At 63.6% G+C, this 18,513-nt stretch carries 19 protein-coding genes; 6 read left to right on the top strand and 13 right to left on the bottom strand.

Annotated elements, in window-relative coordinates:
- The first annotated feature begins 5 nt into the window (after positions 1-5).
- The 5 genes from DKM43_RS04935 to DKM43_RS04915 all read left to right on the top strand — a co-directional run bounded on the left by DKM43_RS04935 (position 6) and on the right by DKM43_RS04915 (position 5,870).
- Positions 6-1,220 (top strand): argininosuccinate synthase, encoded by a 1,215-nt coding sequence (locus DKM43_RS04935; protein WP_109797373.1) that lies wholly within the window; start codon positions 6-8, stop codon positions 1,218-1,220.
- Positions 1,221-2,287: 1,067 nt separating this feature from the next.
- Positions 2,288-4,261: a TadE/TadG family type IV pilus assembly protein gene (locus DKM43_RS04930; protein WP_109797372.1), complete on the top strand. Its 1,974-nt coding sequence runs from the start codon at positions 2,288-2,290 to the stop codon at positions 4,259-4,261.
- Between the two features lie 3 nt (positions 4,262-4,264).
- On the top strand, positions 4,265-4,894 hold the full coding sequence (locus DKM43_RS04925) for a TadE/TadG family type IV pilus assembly protein (protein ID WP_236632392.1): 630 nt from the start codon (positions 4,265-4,267) through the stop codon (positions 4,892-4,894).
- A gap of 67 nt (positions 4,895-4,961) precedes the next feature.
- Positions 4,962-5,540, top strand: a complete 579-nt coding sequence (locus DKM43_RS04920; protein WP_236632391.1) for a pilus assembly protein — start codon at positions 4,962-4,964, stop codon at positions 5,538-5,540.
- Positions 5,541-5,588: 48 nt separating this feature from the next.
- A complete protein-coding gene (locus DKM43_RS04915; RefSeq protein WP_109797370.1) occupies positions 5,589-5,870 on the top strand; it encodes a hypothetical protein in 282 nt (93 codons plus the stop codon).
- Between the two features lie 31 nt (positions 5,871-5,901).
- On the opposite strand, the gene DKM43_RS04910 is transcribed toward DKM43_RS04915, so the two are convergent.
- The 3 genes from DKM43_RS04910 to DKM43_RS04900 are packed head-to-tail and all read right to left on the bottom strand — an operon-like array spanning position 5,902 to position 9,736.
- A complete protein-coding gene (locus tag DKM43_RS04910; protein ID WP_236632390.1) occupies positions 5,902-7,059 on the bottom strand; it encodes a CaiB/BaiF CoA transferase family protein in 1,158 nt (385 codons plus the stop codon).
- Between the two features lie 29 nt (positions 7,060-7,088).
- Complete coding sequence (locus DKM43_RS04905; RefSeq protein ID WP_109797368.1) at positions 7,089-8,639, bottom strand: acetyl-CoA acetyltransferase; 1,551 nt, start codon at positions 8,637-8,639, stop codon at positions 7,089-7,091.
- A gap of 47 nt (positions 8,640-8,686) precedes the next feature.
- Positions 8,687-9,736 carry an AraC family transcriptional regulator gene (locus tag DKM43_RS04900; protein WP_109797367.1) on the bottom strand — a complete coding sequence of 350 codons (1,050 nt, stop codon included), beginning with the start codon at positions 9,734-9,736 and terminating at the stop codon, positions 8,687-8,689.
- Between the two features lie 204 nt (positions 9,737-9,940).
- Between DKM43_RS04900 and DKM43_RS04895 the strand changes: the two genes are divergently transcribed.
- Positions 9,941-10,678 carry an SDR family NAD(P)-dependent oxidoreductase gene (locus tag DKM43_RS04895; RefSeq protein WP_109797990.1) on the top strand — a complete coding sequence of 246 codons (738 nt, stop codon included), beginning with the start codon at positions 9,941-9,943 and terminating at the stop codon, positions 10,676-10,678.
- 13 nt (positions 10,679-10,691) lie between these two features.
- Here DKM43_RS04895 and DKM43_RS04890 read toward each other — a convergent pair whose 3' ends face one another.
- From DKM43_RS04890 to DKM43_RS04840, 10 genes are all read right to left on the bottom strand, one after another.
- On the bottom strand, positions 10,692-11,849 hold the full coding sequence (locus DKM43_RS04890; protein ID WP_109797366.1) for an aminotransferase class I/II-fold pyridoxal phosphate-dependent enzyme: 1,158 nt from the start codon (positions 11,847-11,849) through the stop codon (positions 10,692-10,694).
- Positions 11,850-11,905: 56 nt separating this feature from the next.
- A complete protein-coding gene (locus tag DKM43_RS04885; RefSeq protein WP_161554036.1) occupies positions 11,906-12,373 on the bottom strand; it encodes a hypothetical protein in 468 nt (155 codons plus the stop codon).
- A gap of 40 nt (positions 12,374-12,413) precedes the next feature.
- On the bottom strand, positions 12,414-12,731 hold the full coding sequence (locus DKM43_RS04880) for a hypothetical protein (protein WP_145960472.1): 318 nt from the start codon (positions 12,729-12,731) through the stop codon (positions 12,414-12,416).
- 92 nt (positions 12,732-12,823) lie between these two features.
- A complete protein-coding gene (locus DKM43_RS04875; protein ID WP_201739784.1) occupies positions 12,824-13,621 on the bottom strand; it encodes an NUDIX hydrolase in 798 nt (265 codons plus the stop codon).
- 404 nt (positions 13,622-14,025) lie between these two features.
- Positions 14,026-14,349: a Grx4 family monothiol glutaredoxin gene (gene grxD, locus DKM43_RS04865; RefSeq protein ID WP_109797362.1), complete on the bottom strand. Its 324-nt coding sequence runs from the start codon at positions 14,347-14,349 to the stop codon at positions 14,026-14,028.
- Between the two features lie 25 nt (positions 14,350-14,374).
- Positions 14,375-14,608, bottom strand: a complete 234-nt coding sequence (locus tag DKM43_RS04860; protein WP_109797361.1) for a BolA family protein — start codon at positions 14,606-14,608, stop codon at positions 14,375-14,377.
- On the bottom strand, positions 14,608-14,931 hold the full coding sequence (locus tag DKM43_RS04855; protein WP_109797360.1) for a DUF1476 domain-containing protein: 324 nt from the start codon (positions 14,929-14,931) through the stop codon (positions 14,608-14,610). The genes DKM43_RS04860 and DKM43_RS04855 overlap by 1 nt, the downstream gene beginning before the upstream one ends.
- Positions 14,932-15,048: 117 nt before the next feature.
- Positions 15,049-15,606, bottom strand: a complete 558-nt coding sequence (locus DKM43_RS04850) for a hypothetical protein (protein ID WP_109797359.1) — start codon at positions 15,604-15,606, stop codon at positions 15,049-15,051.
- Between the two features lie 89 nt (positions 15,607-15,695).
- Positions 15,696-16,169, bottom strand: coding sequence for a hypothetical protein (locus tag DKM43_RS04845; protein WP_109797358.1), 474 nt, complete (start codon positions 16,167-16,169; stop codon positions 15,696-15,698).
- A gap of 130 nt (positions 16,170-16,299) precedes the next feature.
- Positions 16,300-18,489 carry a prolyl oligopeptidase family serine peptidase gene (locus tag DKM43_RS04840; RefSeq protein WP_269089604.1) on the bottom strand — a complete coding sequence of 730 codons (2,190 nt, stop codon included), beginning with the start codon at positions 18,487-18,489 and terminating at the stop codon, positions 16,300-16,302.
- Positions 18,490-18,513: the final 24 nt, after the last annotated feature.

Below are 18,513 nucleotides of genomic sequence, written 5' to 3'. Positions count from 1 at the left end.
CGCTCATGTCCGATATCAAGAAGGTCGTTCTCGCCTACTCCGGCGGTCTCGACACCTCCGTCATCCTCAAGTGGCTGCAAGTCACCTACAACTGCGAGGTCGTGACCTTCACCGCCGATCTCGGCCAGGGCGAAGAGCTTGAGCCTGCCCGCGCCAAGGCCAAGCTGATGGGCGTGCCCGACGAGAATATCTACATCGACGATCTGCGCGAAGAGTTCGTGCGCGATTTCGTCTTCCCGATGATGCGCGCCAATGCCCGCTACGAAGGCGATTATCTGCTGGGCACCTCGATCGCGCGGCCGCTGATCTCCAAGCGGCTGATCGAGATTGCCCGCGAAACCGGCGCCGATGCGGTGGCGCACGGCGCAACTGGCAAGGGCAACGATCAGGTCCGCTTCGAACTGGGTGCCTATGCGCTTGAACCGGGCATCAAGGTGATTGCTCCCTGGCGCGAATGGGATCTCACCAGCCGCACCGCGTTGATCGCCTGGGCCGAAGCGCACCAGATCCCGGTTCCCAAGGACAAGCGCGGCGAAAGCCCCTTTTCCACCGATGCCAACCTTCTGCACACCTCTTCCGAAGGCAAGGTGCTCGAAGATCCGTGGGAAGAAACCCCGGACTATGTCTATTCGCGCACGGTCAATCCCGAAGACGCGCCCGATCAGCCGGAATACATCACGATCGACTTCGAGAAGGGCGATGGCGTGGCGCTCAACGGCGAGGCAATGTCGCCCGCTACGCTGCTCGCCGCCCTCAACGAACTTGGCCGCAAGCATGGCATCGGCCGGCTCGATCTGGTCGAGAACCGCTTCGTGGGCATGAAGAGCCGCGGCATGTATGAAACGCCCGGAGGCGAGATCTATGCCCGCGCTCATCGCGGAATCGAAAGCATCACGCTGGATCGCGGTGCGGCACACCTCAAGGACGAGCTGATGCCCCGCTATGCCGAACTGATCTACAACGGCTTCTGGTTCAGCCCTGAGCGCGAGATGCTCCAGGCCGCGATCGATCATTCGCAGGCGCGCGTCAACGGCACAGTGCGGCTCAAGCTCTACAAGGGCAACGCGTGGGTCGTGGGTCGCAAGTCGCCCGACAGCCTCTACTCGGAACGCCATGTCACATTCGAGGACGACGCTGGTGCCTATGACCAGAAGGACGCGGCAGGCTTTATCAAGCTGAATGCGCTGCGCCTGCGCCTGCTTGCGCAAAGAGGACGCTGAGCATCTGCGGATGCGGACACGGCCCTGATTCCAGAGGGTTGGCAGGCCGCATTTTGCGCTGCAAAATACTATCCACCGGAAGGTGCGGGGGCTGTGGATAACTCCCGCACTTTTCGCTTGCGCGACTCGGCGATGAGGCGCAGCCTGCAAGTGTCAGAAGCATGAAACATCTCAAGGTTTTCAGCCTAAATAGCTGAAAAACAGTGTCATTATGTTTGTGACGCGAACATGAATGGTTGACAGCGTAACCAACCTGCAAATGGCGCCAAGCTGATCTGCGGCTGTGCGAAACTGTTGCCATCATGGTCGGAACAGGAACGCTGGAAAGCCAGACCTGAAGGGATGCGATGTGCGGCAAGGGCCTTGGCCTGCACCCGGCACAGCAAAATCCGGATGGAGTGGCAAAAGGCATTCCGCCCTTGCTTTGCTGCAATTGACCGAGACGGCGCAGGCCGCCTGAGGATGAGGCCAGCAAAGCAAAGGCGCCCCAGCGATGGGGTAACGCCCGATGATGGCTTGAAACGGATTGTCCGCAAGGCACGATCCGGAGCTGTCGCGAAAGGCGGAGCGTGGCAGGAGCATGTCGACTGTCAAGGTCCGTCGCCTGAAGGCGGGATAGCGGCATCTGTCTATGCGCAAGCAAGGCAGTGATCGCGGCTCAAGGGCTACGTGCCCTGAAAAGCATCCCGCAGGATATGGCGATGACACAGCGCTCTACCGGCGAAAGTGAATGGAGCTGATGGCATGCCGATGGGCGTCCCGTCACCCTGAAACCGAAACCGACCGCGACGCTGATAAGCCGGAATGGACGTAGAGTGGGGGCCGGCAGCAATGCTGGCCCCCATTTGCTATGCCCGTCAAACGCAAACAATCCGCCATGTCAGGCGGCAACACCCACCCGGCCCCTCCCTCTCAACCCCAGGATCGGCGCATCCAGCCGAGGCCGGATGCGCATTTCCAACCGGCCATACGTGGGATCGACAAGACAACCTTAACCACTTGCTGGGAAAAGGCCGGATGGAGCGAATCCCGCAACAGCGCGCGGAATCGGTCGAGGTTCGGGCTGCATGAACACGTTACGCCAGTTTTTCAGCCGTTTGTGGCAGGCAACATCAGGAAATGTCCTGGTCATCACGGCTGTTGCGATGATTCCGCTTACGGCAATGATTGGCAGCGCCGTGGACCTCAGCCGCGCCTATTCCGCCAAGACACGCCTGCAAAGCGCGTGCGATGCCGGCTCGCTCGCGGCACGCCGCATCATGCGCAACGATGATCTGACCACCGAGGTTCAACAGACCGCGGTTCGCTTCTTCTCGTTCAACTTTCCGCAGGGCAGCTTCAACACCACCCCGTTCACCCCGACCGTGACGCGGCCCTCCACGGGCGTCGTCCGCATGACCGCGGCCACCCGCATCCCGACGACGCTGATGGGCATCTTCGGGTACGATTCCATCCCTCTGCGGGTCAGCTGCGATGCATCGCTGAACTTCGTGAACACCGATGTCGTGCTCGTGCTGGACGTGACGGGCTCCATGGCCGATCCTGTGGATGGGCGTCCAAAGATCGAGGCTCTGCGCGATGCGGTCATGGCGCTTTATGATGAACTTGCTCCGGTGCAGACCCAGTTGCAGGCACAGGGCCTTCGTCTGCGCTACGGGATCGTCCCCTATTCGAGCACGGTGAACGTCGGAAGGCTGCTCTACAACGTCAATCCGTCCTACATCACCGACAGCACAACCTATCCTTCGCGCGTAGCGAACTTCAATACATTGGTCTATCCCGCCAATCCGCCCACATCGACTTCCGGCTGGGAATACTGGAACGGCAACACAACCGGCCAGGACACACCGCACCCCACCGCCACCCGCTCAACCTCGCAGTGCCAGACCTGGGTGCAGTCTGCTGCGGTGAACGGCGGGGGGCCTGCTCCCACCGCCACCACGCAAACGACCTACAGCGGCACGTCGACCAGCACGGCCTACGTCGCCAGTCAGGACTGGGGCTGGGCGGGCGCACCGGTCACATCGGGCACCAATCGCAGCTGTCGGCGGTGGCGAACCGTCACCACGACGACCTATCAGACCCGCCGCGATTTCACGAGCTGGACCTACCGTCAGGAAACCTATGACACCTCGCTGTTCAAGCAGCCGGGCGGCACCATGGTCATTGCCACCGATGCCAATGGCACCGTGGCCAATCCGGGCGGCACCTACAACCTTCAGCAACTGCCTTCGGTCAACAGCGAAGTCGGCACCAGAACAGCCACTTGGAGCGGCTGCATCGAAGAGCGCAACACCACCACGTCGATCAATGGCGGCACGAGCCTGACAATCCCTGCCGATGCCTTCGACCTCGACATAAACCGCATTCCCGACAGCAACGCCACCCGCTGGCGACCGATGCTGCCTGAGGTCGTCTATACCCGCACCCAAGGCTCGACCTCCACCAGCAATACCACGCGCAACACGACGTCCGGCTGGATTCTCAACAACGCCTACAGCACCGGCTTCTGGGCCTGCCCCACAGAAGCGCGACGGCTCAACACCTGGACGCGCACCGGCATGGAGAACTATGTCAATTCGCTCCAACCGATCGGCGGCACTTATCTCGATATCGGGATGCTCTGGGGCGCACGGTTCATCTCAACCGGCGGCGTGTTTGCCGATGGCTGCACCGAATACAACGGCATGCCCTGCAACCGGCACATCATCTTCATGACGGACGGCGAGCAGACCGCCTACTGCAACGTGCTGACCGCCTACGGCATCGAGCAGAACGACATGCGCGTGACGGGATCGACAAGCTGTTCCACATCGAACCAGCTTGCGCGTCACCAGCAGCGCCTGCGCATGATCTGCAACGCCGCCAAGAACATGAACGTCTCAGTATGGGTGATTGGGTTTGATACCACGATAAACGCCGATGTGCGCGGCTGCGCCAGCAATGCGGCACAAGCGTCCGTCTCTTCCAGCAGCGCCGCGCTGATCGCCAAGTTCCGTGAGATCGGCAACCAGATCGGCGCCTTGAGGCTGGTGAAATAGGGGATGGCCATGCGTTTCCTCGACCGTGTAAAGCGCACTGCACTTGCCCTGCGCGAAAATCGCAAAGGCGCTGCCGCCACCGAGTTTGCCCTTGTTGCCGCCCCGCTGATGGCAACGTTGCTGGGCTGCTTCGATCTGGGTTATCAAGCCTATCTGCGATCGGTCGTGCAGGGTGCGCTCAATGATGTGGCGCGCACGGCATCGCTTGAAGCACCCGAACTGAACTGCACGGGAACGACCGTGGTTGCGCAGGTCGAATGCGCCATCAAGCGCCGCTCCGACATCGTCGCCCGCAAGGCCACCTACGAAGTTCGCATCCGCAACTACTTCGATTTCGTCGGCGTCGGACGAAGCGAGAAGCTCGTCACCGACTATAACAACAATGGCCGTTACGACCCCGGCGACTGCTTCATCGATCTGAACGAAAACGGCGCCTTCGATGCGAATGCCGGACGCGAAGGCGTGGGCAGCGGCGATGACGTGGTGTTCTACGAAGTGACTGTGCGGATGCCGCGTCTGTTTCCCATTCACCAGTTCATCAACACCAGCCCCAACTATGCGATCCGTGGCGAAACGGCGATCCGCAACCAGCCCTACACCCGCCAGCGGGTTCCACCCACGGTATGTGTCTGAGATGCGCCTGATGGACAAGCTGGGGCGGAACTTGCGCAAACTGGCCTCCTGCACGGCAGGGGTGGCGATGATCGAGTTTGCTATTGCCATCCCCACAATCACGTTTGTTCTGCTCAGCGGTCTCGAACTGACCAACCTCGTGGTCACGCATATGCGTGTGAACCAGATCGCAATAACCGTGGCCGACAATGCCGGACGCGTGCGCACTGGGATCGACGAGCAGAACATCTACGAAGTCTTCGCCGGTGCCGAACTCATCGGCAGGCCGTTCAACTTTCCCGCCAATGGGCGCGTTATCCTGTCCTCACTGCAACCCAACGAGCAGACCGGCTCGAACAACGGCCAGATGATCAACTGGCAGCGCTGCTTCGGCTCGCTGCCAGGAGGATCGGCCTATGGCGTGGAAGGCACGGGAAGGACCAATGGCTCGCTTAGCTCTGGCATGGGTCGGCCGGGGAACCGCATCACCGCCGCGCCAGGAACAGCCGTGATGTTCGTCGAGGTGAATTATCGCTATCGTCCGATCATCTTTCCCGATTTCAGCCCGCGGATCACCAACCTGCGCTATGAGGCGGCGTTCAACGTGCGCGAACGCACCAACCAGAACATCACCAACACGCAGAACCTGCCCCGCAGGCTCTGCTGATGCGTATCCTCCATCACTGTTGCCGCCCAGTGCTCCTCGGATGACTGCATGAACCTCAAGACCGCCCTTGTCTTTGCCTTCATGACCCTGCTTCTGGCTGCCTTTCTGCTGGAAGACGGCAGCGCGGTTGCCGAACTGGGCAAGGCGGGTGCCGCGCACTCGGCCGGCAATCTTGCCGGGGATGATCCATCGGGCGATGTCTGGTCTGCCGACACGGGCAGCGACCCATCGCTGGCACCAGTCCAGAGCGGCTATGCGCCTCCTGCCCCGGCGGAACCCGTGCCCGAACCGCCGATGCGTCCTGTCGGCTCAAGCGACAGGATCGAATAGTCAGGCTTTACCCGCGCCCCGGAACGGCGCCCTAATCCTCGAAAGCTGACCACCCGTGTTCGCGCAATGCCGCGCCGTGCTCGCCATGCAGTGGCGGGGGAATGCCCTCTTGCGCCCCCCGCGCACCAAACCGCACCGGCGATGACTGCTCGAAATAGGCACCTTCCGATGGATGGAGGCGACGGCGGAAAAAGCCCGTCGCGGCAAGGTGCGGGTCGCTCATCACGTCATCGAGATCGCGCACGGCCTGCGCCGGTATCTGCGCGGCGTGGCACCGGCGCAGCAGTTCCTGCGTCGTGAATGCAGGGCTGAACCGCGCCACGGCGCGATAAAGCTCTGCCAAGTTCTGCAAGCGCAGCTTCGGTGTTGCCAGATGCTCGGCCAGCAGGAAATCGGGCTGTTCCAGAACGGCAAAGAGCCGCTCCCACGAAGCATCATCATAGAGGACAATGCTGATATGGCCGTCTGCCGTCGGAAAGGGCTGGCGATCAGGGTCGATCTGGCGGTGGTATCCGGCGGGTCCATTGGGCGGGTCGAACGTCAGCCCGCCAAGATGTTCCAGCAGCATGAAGCTGGAGAATACCTCGAACATGGGCACTTCCACGCGCTGCCCCTCGCCCGTGCGCTGGCGGTGGACAATCGCTGCCAACGCAGCATAGGCGGCATGGAGCCCCGCTACCTTGTCGGCAATGAGCGAGGGCAGATAGCGCGGCCGCGCGTTGCCATCCACACGCGGCAGGAGCGTGGCAGTGCCGGTCGCGGCCTGAATCACGTCATCATAGGCCTGAAGATCGGCATAGGGCCCATCCTGCCCGAAGCCGACGCAATGGACGTAGATGATCGAAGGGTTGATCGCGCGCACGTTGTCGTAGTCCAGCCCGATCCGTTCCAGCGCCTTGCCCCGCACGTTCACCACGAAGACATCGGCCCCGCGCAGCAGGTCAAGCATCACCGCCCGGTCTTCCTCGGCCTTGAGGTCGAGCGCGATTGATTTCTTGCCCCGATTGAGCGCCATCCACGCCGGTGCCATGCCCGGCGTCGCGGCTGCCTTGCCCGACCAGCGAAACGCATCGCCCGCGCCCGGCGCCTCTACCTTGACGACATCCGCGCCAAGATCGGCAAGGATCTGCGTGGCATAGGGTCCGAACACCACGGTCGTCAGATCGACCACCCGGATTCCCTCAAGCATTGTCGGCGATCGCTGCATGCCTCGCTCCCTCAGGCCAGCACAAAGCCGTTGCGCTTCTCGCCCGGCGTCACGATCAAGCCCCGGCCCAGCGGATCATCGCGCAGCATGGCTGCAAGCGTATCGGCCTCGCGCGTGGCGGCAATGAACCTCCCGCCCGTGTCCATCGTGCCGATCACGATGGCGGCTTCCGGCTCCCCCTTTGCATAAGTCACCGTATAGGTGCGGATGGTCCCGCGTCCGGCTGGCCTGTCTGCCATCGCGGCGGGGGCCACGCCATCATGGCGCGCCTGCGCCATTTGCCTGTCGCACCCCGGCCATGAGCAGGGCGCGGTCGAAAGCACGGCAGCACCATATTTCGACTGGAAGCCGCCGTTCAGTCCGACCATGCCGAAACTGCCGGGCGCGCTGCGCAGGCGTTCGATCATCGTGGCAAAGGCGTGCATCGAATAATTGTTTCCCGCACCGCCGAAATAGGGCAGCCCGCCCGTCACCGTCAGTCCGCGCGGATCGTCGGGGCGAAGGCCCAGCCCGTCGATGGCGGTGGCAAACACCGGCACGGGAAAGCAGGAATAAAAATCGAAGGCGGCCATGTCAGCTGCGCTCCTGCCCGCCATGGCAAAGGCCTGCGCAATGGCCTCGTTCGCGGCCGGATAGGCGCCAATGTCCGGCCGCTCCAGCAGTTCGCGTTCGTTCGCCAGCGCCGCGCCATGCAGATAGACCCAGCGCTCCTGCGGCACGCCTGCCTCGCGCGCGGCCTTGGCCGACATCAGCACCAGCGCCGCCGCCTGATTGACCTGATCGCGCGATACCAGCTTCAGCGGATAGGGGTCTGCGATCATCCGGTTGCGCGCGCCGGGGGTGGCAATCTCGGCCGCATCCATGGGCCTTGTGGCCGAAGCGCTGAAGGGATTGGCTGCCGCCACACGGGTAAAAGGCGCAAACAGCCTGCCCATTTCCAGCGCATAAGCCTCACGCGTCAGACCGAGCCGTGCACGGCGCGCATTTTCGCACAGGGCATAGGCCGTCACCGGCGCGCGGATGCCATGGGCAATGCTCGCGGCGGAAAGCGTGCCTTCGAAACCCGGCCCCTTGTCGATCCATTCAACACCGGCGCCGGCGGGATCATCCGTTTCGGCCCAGTCGCGGCTCTCACCGCTGCCCACAAGGTGGCGCACGGTAGAGATCGCCTCGCTGCCGAACATCAGCGCCGCCTCGATCTCGCCCGCGGCAATGCGGTTGCCCAGATCGGCCATGAGCGCCAGCGGCGATTGACCGCCAACCTTCTCCAGAATGGCCACCTTCGGCGCGAGGCCCAGCCGCCGGGAAACCGCCAGCGGCATATGGCTGGCTCGCCCGAAGGGCACCTGCATTGCACCCGATTCCTCGAAGGTGCGGATCGCCCCCACTGCCTTCACCCGCTGCGCCACGGCTGCACTCGCCCCGGTATCGGCCAGCGCCGCCGCTGCCGCCCGTGCGGAAAGATCGGCAAAGGAAAGCCCCTGATAACCTGGCGCGTCGATCCTTTCGACAAACTGGCCTGCGCCGACCAGCACCGGCGTGTCATCGGGAATTGGCGGCATCGCGATCTCTCCGGGGTGATGGTTTGCTGCGGCCTGTCCGGCAGGCTTCAGCCGTAAAGCCGCCGCTCCGGCATGGCCTTGGCCGAACGCACCTGCGCCAGCAGCGCCCTTGCCCCCGTCGCCATGTGCTGGCGCAGAAAGCGGCTGGCAGCGCTGGCATCGGTATAGCCCAGCCGATGCGAAAGTTCGGTCAGGTTCGGGCGGCGCGCCGAGCGGAAGTATTCATCAGCGGTCTGCTTGCGCACCTGTTCCAGGATCAGCGCAAAGCTCGTGCCGCGTTCGGCAAGGCGACGTTGCAGGCTTTGCGGCGAAAGCCCGGCAAGACCGGCCACATGCGCAAGGTTCGCCTTGCGCTCGGTCAGGTTGCTGGCAATGAAATAGCGCACCTGCTGCACCAGATCGCCGGGCCACTGGCTGCCGGCCTGCGCCAGTTGCCGTTCCAGATACTGCCGCATGTTGGGATTGGCGCGCGGCGATGGCCGATGCAAATCCGATTTGCGGAAGACCAGTGCGCAGCGATCCGATTCAAACACGATCGGACAGCGGAACACGGTCTGATGATAGCGATGACTTGGCGGTGCGGGATGATCCAGTTCAAGCCGGATCGGCAACCACTCATCTCCCAGCATCATGCGCGCGATCCGCAACTGCAAGGTCAGGGTGCCCTGAAGGTATTGCGAACCGCCAAGGCGCGCTGGCACCATCAGCACATGGCGCAAGGCCGCCTCATGCCCGGTGATGTCAGTGCTGGATCGCATCGCCGCGCTTTCCAGATGCATGTAGCGCCGGGTCAGCCGGGTCGCCTCGTCAAGCGTCGAACAGTGATCCCACAGGAGGCTCACCGGACCGAACCCGCGGATGTTGCACCACATCGCGAATGCCACCCCCAGATCGGGCCTGCCCGCCTCTATCGCAACAGTCTGAAGCAGATCGACCTGCACATGGGCGGGCAGCCATTCGGCGGTGCGCGCCTGTTCGACAAATGCATGGAGTTCGGCCGGACAGAGCCGCCTCAGATCAAGCCCCGCCACTTCGGCGAACTGGGCAAACTGGCGCGTGGCGCTGGCGTGGGCAAGGCCGGTCTCTGCTGTGCTCATGACACGATCTGACAATAGGGAGACGTGATCCGTCAAGATCAATTAATCGATTAAACGCACAATGCCGCCAAGGTCGGCACCTGTCCAGCCCCGGCTTGACAAGCCGCAAGAGAAACTGCGCAATCAGGCACTTGCCTGCCTGACCGGGCGTCATCAGCAGGTTTCATGCCGTCGCAGCAGGCGGTCAGGATGGAAGGATTGGCGATGATCGACGACACCGATTTCACCGGAAAGACCGTGCTTGTCGTCGGCGGGTCAAGCGGTATCGGCAATGGCATTGCGCAGGGCTTTCGCAAGCGCGGTGCTGCGGTTCACGTCTGGGGAACCCGCGCCTCGGCGCAGGACTATGCCGGCGCCGAAGGTTCGGACCTTTCCGGCCTTGGCTATACCTGCGTCGATGTCGCCTCTCCGGAAGCGATCACGACTGCCCCCTCCCCTTTCCCAACGCTTGATGTGCTGGTCCTCTCGCAGGGGACGGTGCTCTACAAGCGCGGCGAGTTCGCGCCCGACGGGTGGGGCAAGGTCATGGCGGTCAACCTCGACAGCGTAATGCACTGCTGCATGAGGTTTCGTCCGCAGCTTTCCGAAAGCCGGGGCACGATCGTGATCGTCAGTTCGGTTTCGGGGTTCCGGGCCAACATCGGCAATCCGGCCTATGCCGCTTCGAAGGCAGGCGCGGTCAGCCTCACGAAAACGCTGGGGCAGGCATTCGCCGCCGATGGCATTCGCGTCAACGGCCTTGCTCCCGGCCTTGTCGATACCAAGCTGACGAAGGTGACAACCGCCAATCCGCAGCGCCTTGAAGGTGCGCTTGCCGCCATTCCCCAGCGCCGGATGGGCACCCCTGCCGACATGGCCGGAGCCGCGATCTTCCTTGCCTCGCCGCTCGCATCCTATGTCACGGGCCATACTCTCGTCGTCGATGGCGGCCTGACGCTCTAGGTCACATACCCAATCAGGCCCGCACCGCCGCCGCCATCCTCGCGCGGCGGGCGGCAAACCACGGTGCCATGCGCTCTACCGCCTCCTCCACCAGCGATGTCGAGACGGCAAAGCTGAACCGGATGAAGCGCTTGCCGTTGACCGGATCGAAATCCACCCCCGGCGCGGTCGCCACGCCGGTGTCGCGCAGCAGGTCCTCGCACAGCGAAAGGCTGTCGTCGGTAAACTCGCTGGCATCGGCATAGATGTAGAACGCGCCATCGGGCGGCGCGATACGCCCCAGCCCCATCCGAGGAAGGGCCTCCAGCAGCATGGCCCGGTTGCGCGCATAAGTCCCGACATGCCCGTCAAGCTCGTCGCGGCAGTCGAACGCGACCAGCCCGGCCTTCTGGGCCAGCACCGGCGGCGTTAGAAACAGGCTGCCCATCCGCGCCCTTGCCGCATCGATCAGGCCCGAAGGCACCACCAGCCAGCCCAGTCGCCAGCCTGCCATGCTGAAATACTTGGAAAAGGAATTGACGACCACCGCATCCGGCAAGTGCTCCAGCATCGAAGCCGCCGTCTTGCCATATGTCAGGCCGTGGTAGATCTCGTCCGAAATCACCCTGATTGCCTTGCGACGGCACACCTCGGCGATGGCGGCCAGTTCGTCAGGCTCGATGATCGTGCCGGTCGGATTGGCGGGACTGGCAAGGATCAGCCCCTCAGGCGCGGGATCAAGCGCATCAAGCGCTGCGGCCGTCACCTGGAACCGCTCATGCGGGCCGCAATCCATTTCCACCGGTTCCAGATACATCGCGCGCAAGGTGTTGCGGTAGGCTACATAGCCCGGCCGCGCCAGGGCGATGCGCGCACCGGGCCGGAACAGACACGAAAGGCCCATGACAAACGCAGGAGATGCCCCGCAGGTAAGGATCACCTGCTCGGCATCGACCTTCACGCCATAGTTCTCGGCATAGCTGCGGGCGATCCGCGCCTTGAGCGGCACGCTCTCCCAATAGCCCATCGCCTCGGCGTCCAGCACCGCGTGCGCCACGGCAATGGCCTTTGCGGGCGCTCCGGTTGAAGGCTGGCCGAACTCCATGTGAATGACGCTGCGTCCCGCCGCCTCCATGTCATGGGCAAGACGGCTGACGGCAATGGCGTGAAAGGGTTCGACTTCGGCGATCATGCGCCGGTGCTATCCGCCCGCCCCCACTTCTGGCAAGAGCGGGAGGAGCGTGGCGCTCAAGCCTTGCCCGCGCTTTCCCTGCGCAATTCGGCCAGTTGCGCATCGGTGCGCGGCAGCACACCGATCCCGCCAACGGTGCGCCGATCGAGATCACCCAGCGCATGATCCGGGCTCTCGCGCGTCAGCAAGCGCAAGTGCTGGATACGGATCACCGCCATGGCCCCGCCAAGCGTCGCCACCGACACCGCAAGCCGCCAGAAGGCAAAATGCCCGCTCTGGAGCGTCGAAAGAAACTCGGCAAAGCAGTGCCATACCGTCAGGGCGCCCAGAAGCTCCGTAGCGCGCTGGCGCGGTGCGGCCAGCAGCAGCGCGCAGCCCAGCAGGAACGAACCGATGCCAGACGAGACCGGCTCAAGCACATTCGTCACATAGGCAAGACCAAGGCCCACCGCCGTCACTACGGCAACGACACGGGCGATGCGGGTGATCTGACCGGGGGTCAGGCTGTCGAGTGGGCTACGCATGAGCATTGGCTAACGCGCAGGTCATCAACAATTGGTTACGTTACATAACGCTGGTGATAAGCCGCGAAACAAAAAGATAAATTGCCGCCCACAACCCTGCCGAAAGGACCACAGGAGCGGCCAGCCTCGTCCATCCGGGCCACCCGGCATCGCGCGATTCGGTGCCTTCACGGCACTCTGGCATGCCCTGCGATTCGTCCAGCCGGGCAAGCGCTTCGTGCATCGCATGAACCGGCGAACCGAAGGACGGATCAGCGGGCTGGGCCAGCCGCACCTCGTCATGCGCCAGCCCTTCATCCTTGATGGCAGCTTTCTTGATGGCAGCTTTCTGGACAGGCACCACAAACAGCCCCGGCAACAGCGAAGCCTTGCTATTGCCCAAAGCCGGTAAACGCCGGATGCCAACCGACTAGGGGAAAACACTGCGCGGTTGCGCTGCGAACAGCCCGGTCAACCGCGCTGCGCCAGATCCAGCGGCTCTCCCCGCACCGGATAGCCAAGGCCATCAGGGATCATCAGCCAATGCTGGCCGTCACGCTTTTCCAGATAGGGGCTGATCGTCTGCACGGGCGTTTCGATGGCATGGGCGCGGGCCTGCTCGAACGTGGTAAACTGGGCCAGCCGTTCAAGGTTGCGCCGCGTCGGAAAAATTACCTTGATCCGCCCATCCTCCGCCAGCCTCAGCGCCTCCTCGGCACTTGCCCAGAACATGTGGCGGTTCTCGGTCGCATCCACTGCAATGTCGACAGCCCCCGTTCCAAGATCGGCCAGATAGAACCGCGTGTCGAAAATTCTTTCAGTCCGGTGCCTTGGCCACCACCGGGCAAAGAGCGTCAGTCTTTCCGGCACGATATGCCAGCCGAACCTTTCAAGCACCGGTGCCAGATGCCCGGTCTCGATCAGCATGGACCGCGCTTCGGCGGCAATCACGCCATCGACGCGGCCCGCTATGCCCACAACCAGCCCCGTCTCCTCCAGCGTCTCGCGCACGGCGGCGATGCGGGCGGCCAGATCGTCATGCTCCATTTGCGCAAGGCCCGAAAGCCTTGCCGCCAGCGCAAAATCCTCTGCATCGACCTTGCCGCCGGGAAAGACCGTGGCCCCGCCTGCGAACTTCAGGCTGGCATTGCGTTCCACCATCAGGATCTGTGCCGGACCACCCGCCGGATCGCGGCGATAGATGACCATGGTTGCGGCCGGAGTGGTCTTTGCCAGCAGGTTTTCCGGTTCTAGATCGTGCGTTTCCATCCCGCCCATCATGTCCTGCCGCCGCGGCCTTGCCAAGCCTGCAAGATATGTCGGATCGCTTTACAACCGGCCTGTTCCGGCACCGCAGGGATATTGGAAGAACCCCAGAAAACAGCCACTTTGCCATTCTGGCACGATCTCTGCATAACCCTCTGCGTCCCGAAGAGTAGCTTCTTCTCGAGGCGGAGCCAGTCCCCCCGGTCTCCCTTGGCTCCGCCTCTCCCGGCCTCCCCACACATCCGGTATTCCCGCATCGCCCAACAGAAAAGCCAAACGGCGCGAACGCCGTTTGCGTCCGCGCCGTGATCCCGGCGTTCATGGCCTGCTGGCATGTGTTTGCCGGTTTGGCTTGCCGGACGGCACCATTGCGCCGCCCCGGCTCAGGCGTGCCTCATCAGCCCTGTTCAGGCAGACTTCACGTCCGCGTCGGCCATCATCTGCTGCAATTCGCCGGCTTCGAACATCTCCATCATGATATCCGAACCGCCTACGAATTCGCCCTTCACGTAAAGCTGCGGGATCGTCGGCCAATCGGAATAGGCCTTGATGCCCTGACGGATTTCCATGTCCTGAAGCACGTCCACTGCGGCGTATTCCACGCCCAGATGTTCGAGGATGGCCACAGCCTTGCTTGAAAAGCCGCACTGCGGGAACAGCGGCGTGCCCTTCATGAACAGGACGACATCGTTGCCGTTGACGATTTCGGAAATGCGCTGCTCGGTCGACATGGGGATCAGATATCCTTTCGCGCTCTCAATTGGGAACGGCAGTGGTCAGTTGCAAGGCATGAAGCTGTCCGCCCATGCGCCCGCCAAGTGCCTCATAGACCAGTTTGTGCTGCTTCACGCGGGGCAGGCCCGCAAAGGCGGCAGAAACCACGCGCGCAGCGTAATGATCGCCGTCGCCTGCCAGATCGGTAATCTCGATCTCGGCATCGGGAAGCGCGGCCCGGATCATGGCCTCGATCTCCGAGGCAGGCATGGCCATCAGGCTTCACCCATCAACTGACGACGCGCATCCACCAGCTTGGCATCCATTGCGGCGCGGATTTCGGCCTCGTCGGTCTCGATCCCGGCCGAAATCAGGTCGCCCAGCAGCTTGCGGATCACGTCCTCGTCGCCCGATTCCTCGAAATCGGCCTGAACGACCGACTTTGCATAGGCTTCGGTTTCCGCCGCATCCAGCCCCATGCGTTCCGCAGCCCACTGCCCCAGCAGCCGGTTGCGACGCGCGTTGACGCGAAACAGCATTTCCTCGTCGCGGGCAAACTTGGCCTCGAAAGCCTTTTCGCGGTCATCGAAAGTGGTCATGCGCCGGGAATCCTCATTAGAACCTTCCCGTAAGCCGATAATCACGCCGCGCCCGCGCCGCAAGGGACCAACACGAAGAAACCTGCCCCCGACCTGCCCTCCTCAGATCGACCGGCCTCAACGCCGGCGAATGTCGAGCAGGACGCCGCCCTGAGCGCTCACGTCGCAGGAAAAGCCGTCGCCATTGGTCAGCGCACCTGAAACCTTGAAGCCGTCGGCGCTGCGCGCAGCACTGTAGATATCGGCCACTTCGCCTTTCGCGGATGCCTCGGCCACGCAGCGGTCCACTGCGTCATCGATGTCGCGCAAGGGCGCGCGCGCAGCATCATCGCGGGCTTGCGGCTGCTGCCAGCCACCACCGCGCGGGTCATTGCGCGAAGGAACTTCGTCGCGATAGCGATAGCCGTCATCGCCGTCGCGTTCGCGTCTGCGGTCCCGGTTGGCATTGTCGGCCGAAGCGGCAATCGCCGCAATCCCGCCGATCAGCAGCAGGCCAAGCAGCACATCGCCGCCATCGATGCCGCCCCGGTCACGGTGCCATCCCCGCCCGTTCCAACCGCCGCCATTCCAACTGCCACCCCAGCCGCGGTCAGGCCGCGCCTCGGCCGCCAGCGGCATAAGGGTCATCGCAGCCGCACCCAGTGCCAGCGCCAGTCTGCCGGTCGTCTTCACCATCTGCCGTTTCCTTCCGTCCGCACCCTCCGGCATGAACGGTTCAGGCTGTCGCAAGCCTGAACCGTTCGCCAGGGGACGCCGGCCAGGCATCAGAGCCCGCGGATCCCGCTGTAGTTGAGCCGGGTGATGCGCCCGCGTTCGATCTGGCAACGGAAGTTCCCGCTGTCGAAGCGACGCCGGTTGTCGTTCCAGCCCCGATCAAAGCGGCCATCCCCGCGCCAGCCGGAATTGACCTCGATCCGTCCGCGCACCTCATAGCCCCAGCGCGTGTCGCGCACGTCGCGGATGTCGGTCACATTGGCCCGGCGAAAACCTGCGCGCTGCGCATCACGTTCGGCCGCGCGCACGCACTGTTCCACCGCAATGCGCGGATGGTCACGCCCGCCGCGCGGTCCGTCCCAGCCGCGCGGTCCGTTCCAGCCGCGCCCGTCGTTCCACCATGAACCGCCGTTCAGTGCGACATTCACCCCCGCACCGACTGAAGTGTGCGGCAATGCCATTGCGGGCGTAGCCGCGGCAGCAGCAGCGGCAGCGGCAGCCAGAGCCATCGGGAAAGTCTTCATAGGTCCGCTCCTTCATCCTGACGGCAGGATCATTCCTGCCACGGACAAGGACATGCCGGAGTCGCGGTGAGGCATCGCTGAACTGCCATGACAGCCAGTGTTCATGATTGAGCGGCTTTTTATGAACGAACTAGAGGCCGCGATCCAACCCGGTCCAATGCGACAGGAAGGCGAGCACATCCGCGCCCGCACCAATGATCTTCTCCACCGGCTTGCCCGCGCCATGCCCCGCGCGCGGCTCCACCCGCAGCAGATGGGGCCGATCGCCGATCTTGGCCGCCTGAAGCGCGGCCACGTATTTGAAGCTGTGCGCGGGAACCACGCGGTCGTCGTTTTCGCCGGTCGTCACCAGAATGGCCGGATAGTCTCCCGTTGCGGCCACGTTGTGATAGGGAGAATAGGAACGCAGCACGCGCCAGTCCTCTTCCCGGTCGGGGCGGCCATAGTCGTCCACCCAGAACCGGCCAGAGGTGAACCGGTCGAAGCGCAGCATGTCCATCACGCCCACATCAGGGTTGGCCGCGGCAAACAGATCGGGCCGCTGGTTCACCACTGCGCCCACCAGCAGCCCGCCGTTCGAGGATCCCTGAACCGCCAGCCCGCCCTTCGCGGCGATGCCCTCGCGGATGAGATATTCGCCCGCCGCGATGAAATCATCAAAGCTGTTCTGCTTGTTGAGGCGGCGCCCGGCCTCATGCCATTCCCGCCCGAACTCGCCCCCCCCGCGAATGTTGGCCAGCGCGAAGGCCCCGCCTGCCTCCAGCCATGCCATCCGCACCGGCGAATATCCGGGGGTCAGCGAGATATCGAACCCGCCATAGCCATAGAGCAGCGTGGGCAGCGGCTTGCCTGCCTTGGCCAGCACCCGCTTGCGCACAAGATACAGCGGCACCATCGTGCCATCGCGCGATGGAAACTGGCGCTGTTCCACTTCGTAGTCATCTGGATCGAAGGCCATCTTCGGCACCGCGAAGGGCGCTATCGCGCCGCTGCGCAGGTCCATGCGATAGATCGCGGGCGGGCGGTTGAAGCTGGTATATTGATAGAACGTCTCGAAATCGCCGGGCCTTCCGCCAAAGCCGCTGGCCGTGCCGATACCGTTGAGCGTGATCGCCTTGCCCGGACGCCCCCTGCGGTCGGTCATCACCGCCACGCTCTGTCCATCCTTGAGGTAGGACAGCAGGAACCGGTCGCCGATCATGCGCGCGCCTTCCAGCGTGTTGCCGCGCTCGCCCATCACCACTTTCCAGCCATCGGCCGGGCGGGCCAGATCGATGCTCACCAGATGATAGAGCGGCGCCCCGCGATCGGTCAGGAACCACAGCCGGTTGCCCAGCCCCGCAATCAGGCGCCAGTGATCGGCAATGTCGGGAACCAGCGGCTGGACCTTCCACTGCCCGGCCTTGCGGCCTTCCAGTTGCACCACATGCACCGCGTTGCGCTTGTCAGTGCTCACCTCGCTCACGATCACGGCCCACCGGCCATCGCTCGTCACCTGCGCCTTGTGGCCCCATTCGGGATGGTCGGGTGTGGCGTGAACCAGTTGATCCTCATCCTGCGCCGTTCCTACGCGGTGGAACCACACCGCCTTGTTGAAGCGCGGGCTGCGCGGATCATCGCCCACCCGCGGTTCGGGAAAGCGGGAATAGAGAAAGCCCTCATCGCCCACCCAGGCGATTTCGGTATCGTTGGCCCAAAGCACCGGGGCGCCCAGCACGCGTCCGCTCGCCACATCCACCACCCGCAGCGTGCGCCAGTCGCTCCCGGCCTCCTGTTCGGCAAAGGCAACATAGCGCCCGCTTGGCGAAGGCTCCCACTGCGCCAGAGCAAGCGATCCGTCCGTGCTCCAGCCATTGGGATCAATCAGCAGGCGCTGCTTGCCGTCCACACCCTTGCGCACCCACAGCGCCGACTGGTTCTGAAGGCCGGTGTTTCGGGTATAGAAATAGTGGCTCCCCGCCTTGCGCGGCAGGCCATAGCGCTCGAAATCGAACAGCGTCCTGATCCGAGCGGCAAAGTGTTCGCGCGCAGGCAAACCGCCCAGATAAGCTGCGGCAACCCCGTTCTGCTGGCCGATCCAAGCCGCCACGTCGGCATCGCTGCGCGGGTCGGCCTCAAGCCAGCGATAGGGGTCGGCTACCCGCTGACCGAACATCAGTTCCACCACAGGATCGCGCTTCGTCCGGGGATAGGCATCGCGCGGAAGCAGCAACCTGTCCGCACCTCCCGCACCGCGGGCCTCGCCTGTGGCAGGCCGTCCGAAGTCGGGCAGCGCGGCCGCAGCAGCTGCTGCTCCTGCCGCCTCATGGTCATCTGCCACGGCCGGGCTTGCAGCAGCTGCCAG

Origin of the sequence: Novosphingobium meiothermophilum, assembly GCF_003171715.1 — a bacterium.
Taxonomy (GTDB): domain Bacteria; phylum Pseudomonadota; class Alphaproteobacteria; order Sphingomonadales; family Sphingomonadaceae; genus Novosphingobium; species Novosphingobium meiothermophilum.
The sequence above is the reverse complement of the archived record's forward strand: the minus strand, read 5'-3'. Positions and strand labels throughout refer to the sequence as shown.

Bases quoted from the DNA above. Each gene is read 5' to 3' on its own strand.
- DKM43_RS04860 (WP_109797361.1), bottom strand. From the start codon at position 14,608: ATGGCCATGCCTGCCTCGGAGATCGAGGCCATGATCCGGGCCGCGCTT.
- DKM43_RS04930 (WP_109797372.1), top strand. From the start codon at position 2,288: ATGAACACGTTACGCCAGTTTTTCAGCCGTTTGTGGCAGGCAACATCA.
- DKM43_RS04910 (WP_236632390.1), bottom strand. From the start codon at position 7,059: ATGCTTGAGGGAATCCGGGTGGTCGATCTGACGACCGTGGTGTTCGGA.
- DKM43_RS04895 (WP_109797990.1), top strand. From the start codon at position 9,941: ATGATCGACGACACCGATTTCACCGGAAAGACCGTGCTTGTCGTCGGC.
- DKM43_RS04850 (WP_109797359.1), bottom strand. From the start codon at position 15,606: ATGGTGAAGACGACCGGCAGACTGGCGCTGGCACTGGGTGCGGCTGCG.
- DKM43_RS04905 (WP_109797368.1), bottom strand. From the start codon at position 8,639: ATGCCGCCAATTCCCGATGACACGCCGGTGCTGGTCGGCGCAGGCCAG.
- DKM43_RS04915 (WP_109797370.1), top strand. From the start codon at position 5,589: ATGAACCTCAAGACCGCCCTTGTCTTTGCCTTCATGACCCTGCTTCTG.
- grxD (WP_109797362.1), bottom strand. From the start codon at position 14,349: ATGTCGACCGAGCAGCGCATTTCCGAAATCGTCAACGGCAACGATGTC.
- DKM43_RS04920 (WP_236632391.1), top strand. From the start codon at position 4,962: ATGATCGAGTTTGCTATTGCCATCCCCACAATCACGTTTGTTCTGCTC.
- DKM43_RS04845 (WP_109797358.1), bottom strand. From the start codon at position 16,169: ATGAAGACTTTCCCGATGGCTCTGGCTGCCGCTGCCGCTGCTGCTGCC.
- DKM43_RS04875 (WP_201739784.1), bottom strand. From the start codon at position 13,621: ATGGAAACGCACGATCTAGAACCGGAAAACCTGCTGGCAAAGACCACT.
- DKM43_RS04900 (WP_109797367.1), bottom strand. From the start codon at position 9,736: ATGAGCACAGCAGAGACCGGCCTTGCCCACGCCAGCGCCACGCGCCAG.
- DKM43_RS04890 (WP_109797366.1), bottom strand. From the start codon at position 11,849: ATGATCGCCGAAGTCGAACCCTTTCACGCCATTGCCGTCAGCCGTCTT.
- DKM43_RS04855 (WP_109797360.1), bottom strand. From the start codon at position 14,931: ATGACCACTTTCGATGACCGCGAAAAGGCTTTCGAGGCCAAGTTTGCC.
- DKM43_RS04885 (WP_161554036.1), bottom strand. From the start codon at position 12,373: ATGCGTAGCCCACTCGACAGCCTGACCCCCGGTCAGATCACCCGCATC.
- DKM43_RS04925 (WP_236632392.1), top strand. From the start codon at position 4,265: ATGGCCATGCGTTTCCTCGACCGTGTAAAGCGCACTGCACTTGCCCTG.
- DKM43_RS04935 (WP_109797373.1), top strand. From the start codon at position 6: ATGTCCGATATCAAGAAGGTCGTTCTCGCCTACTCCGGCGGTCTCGAC.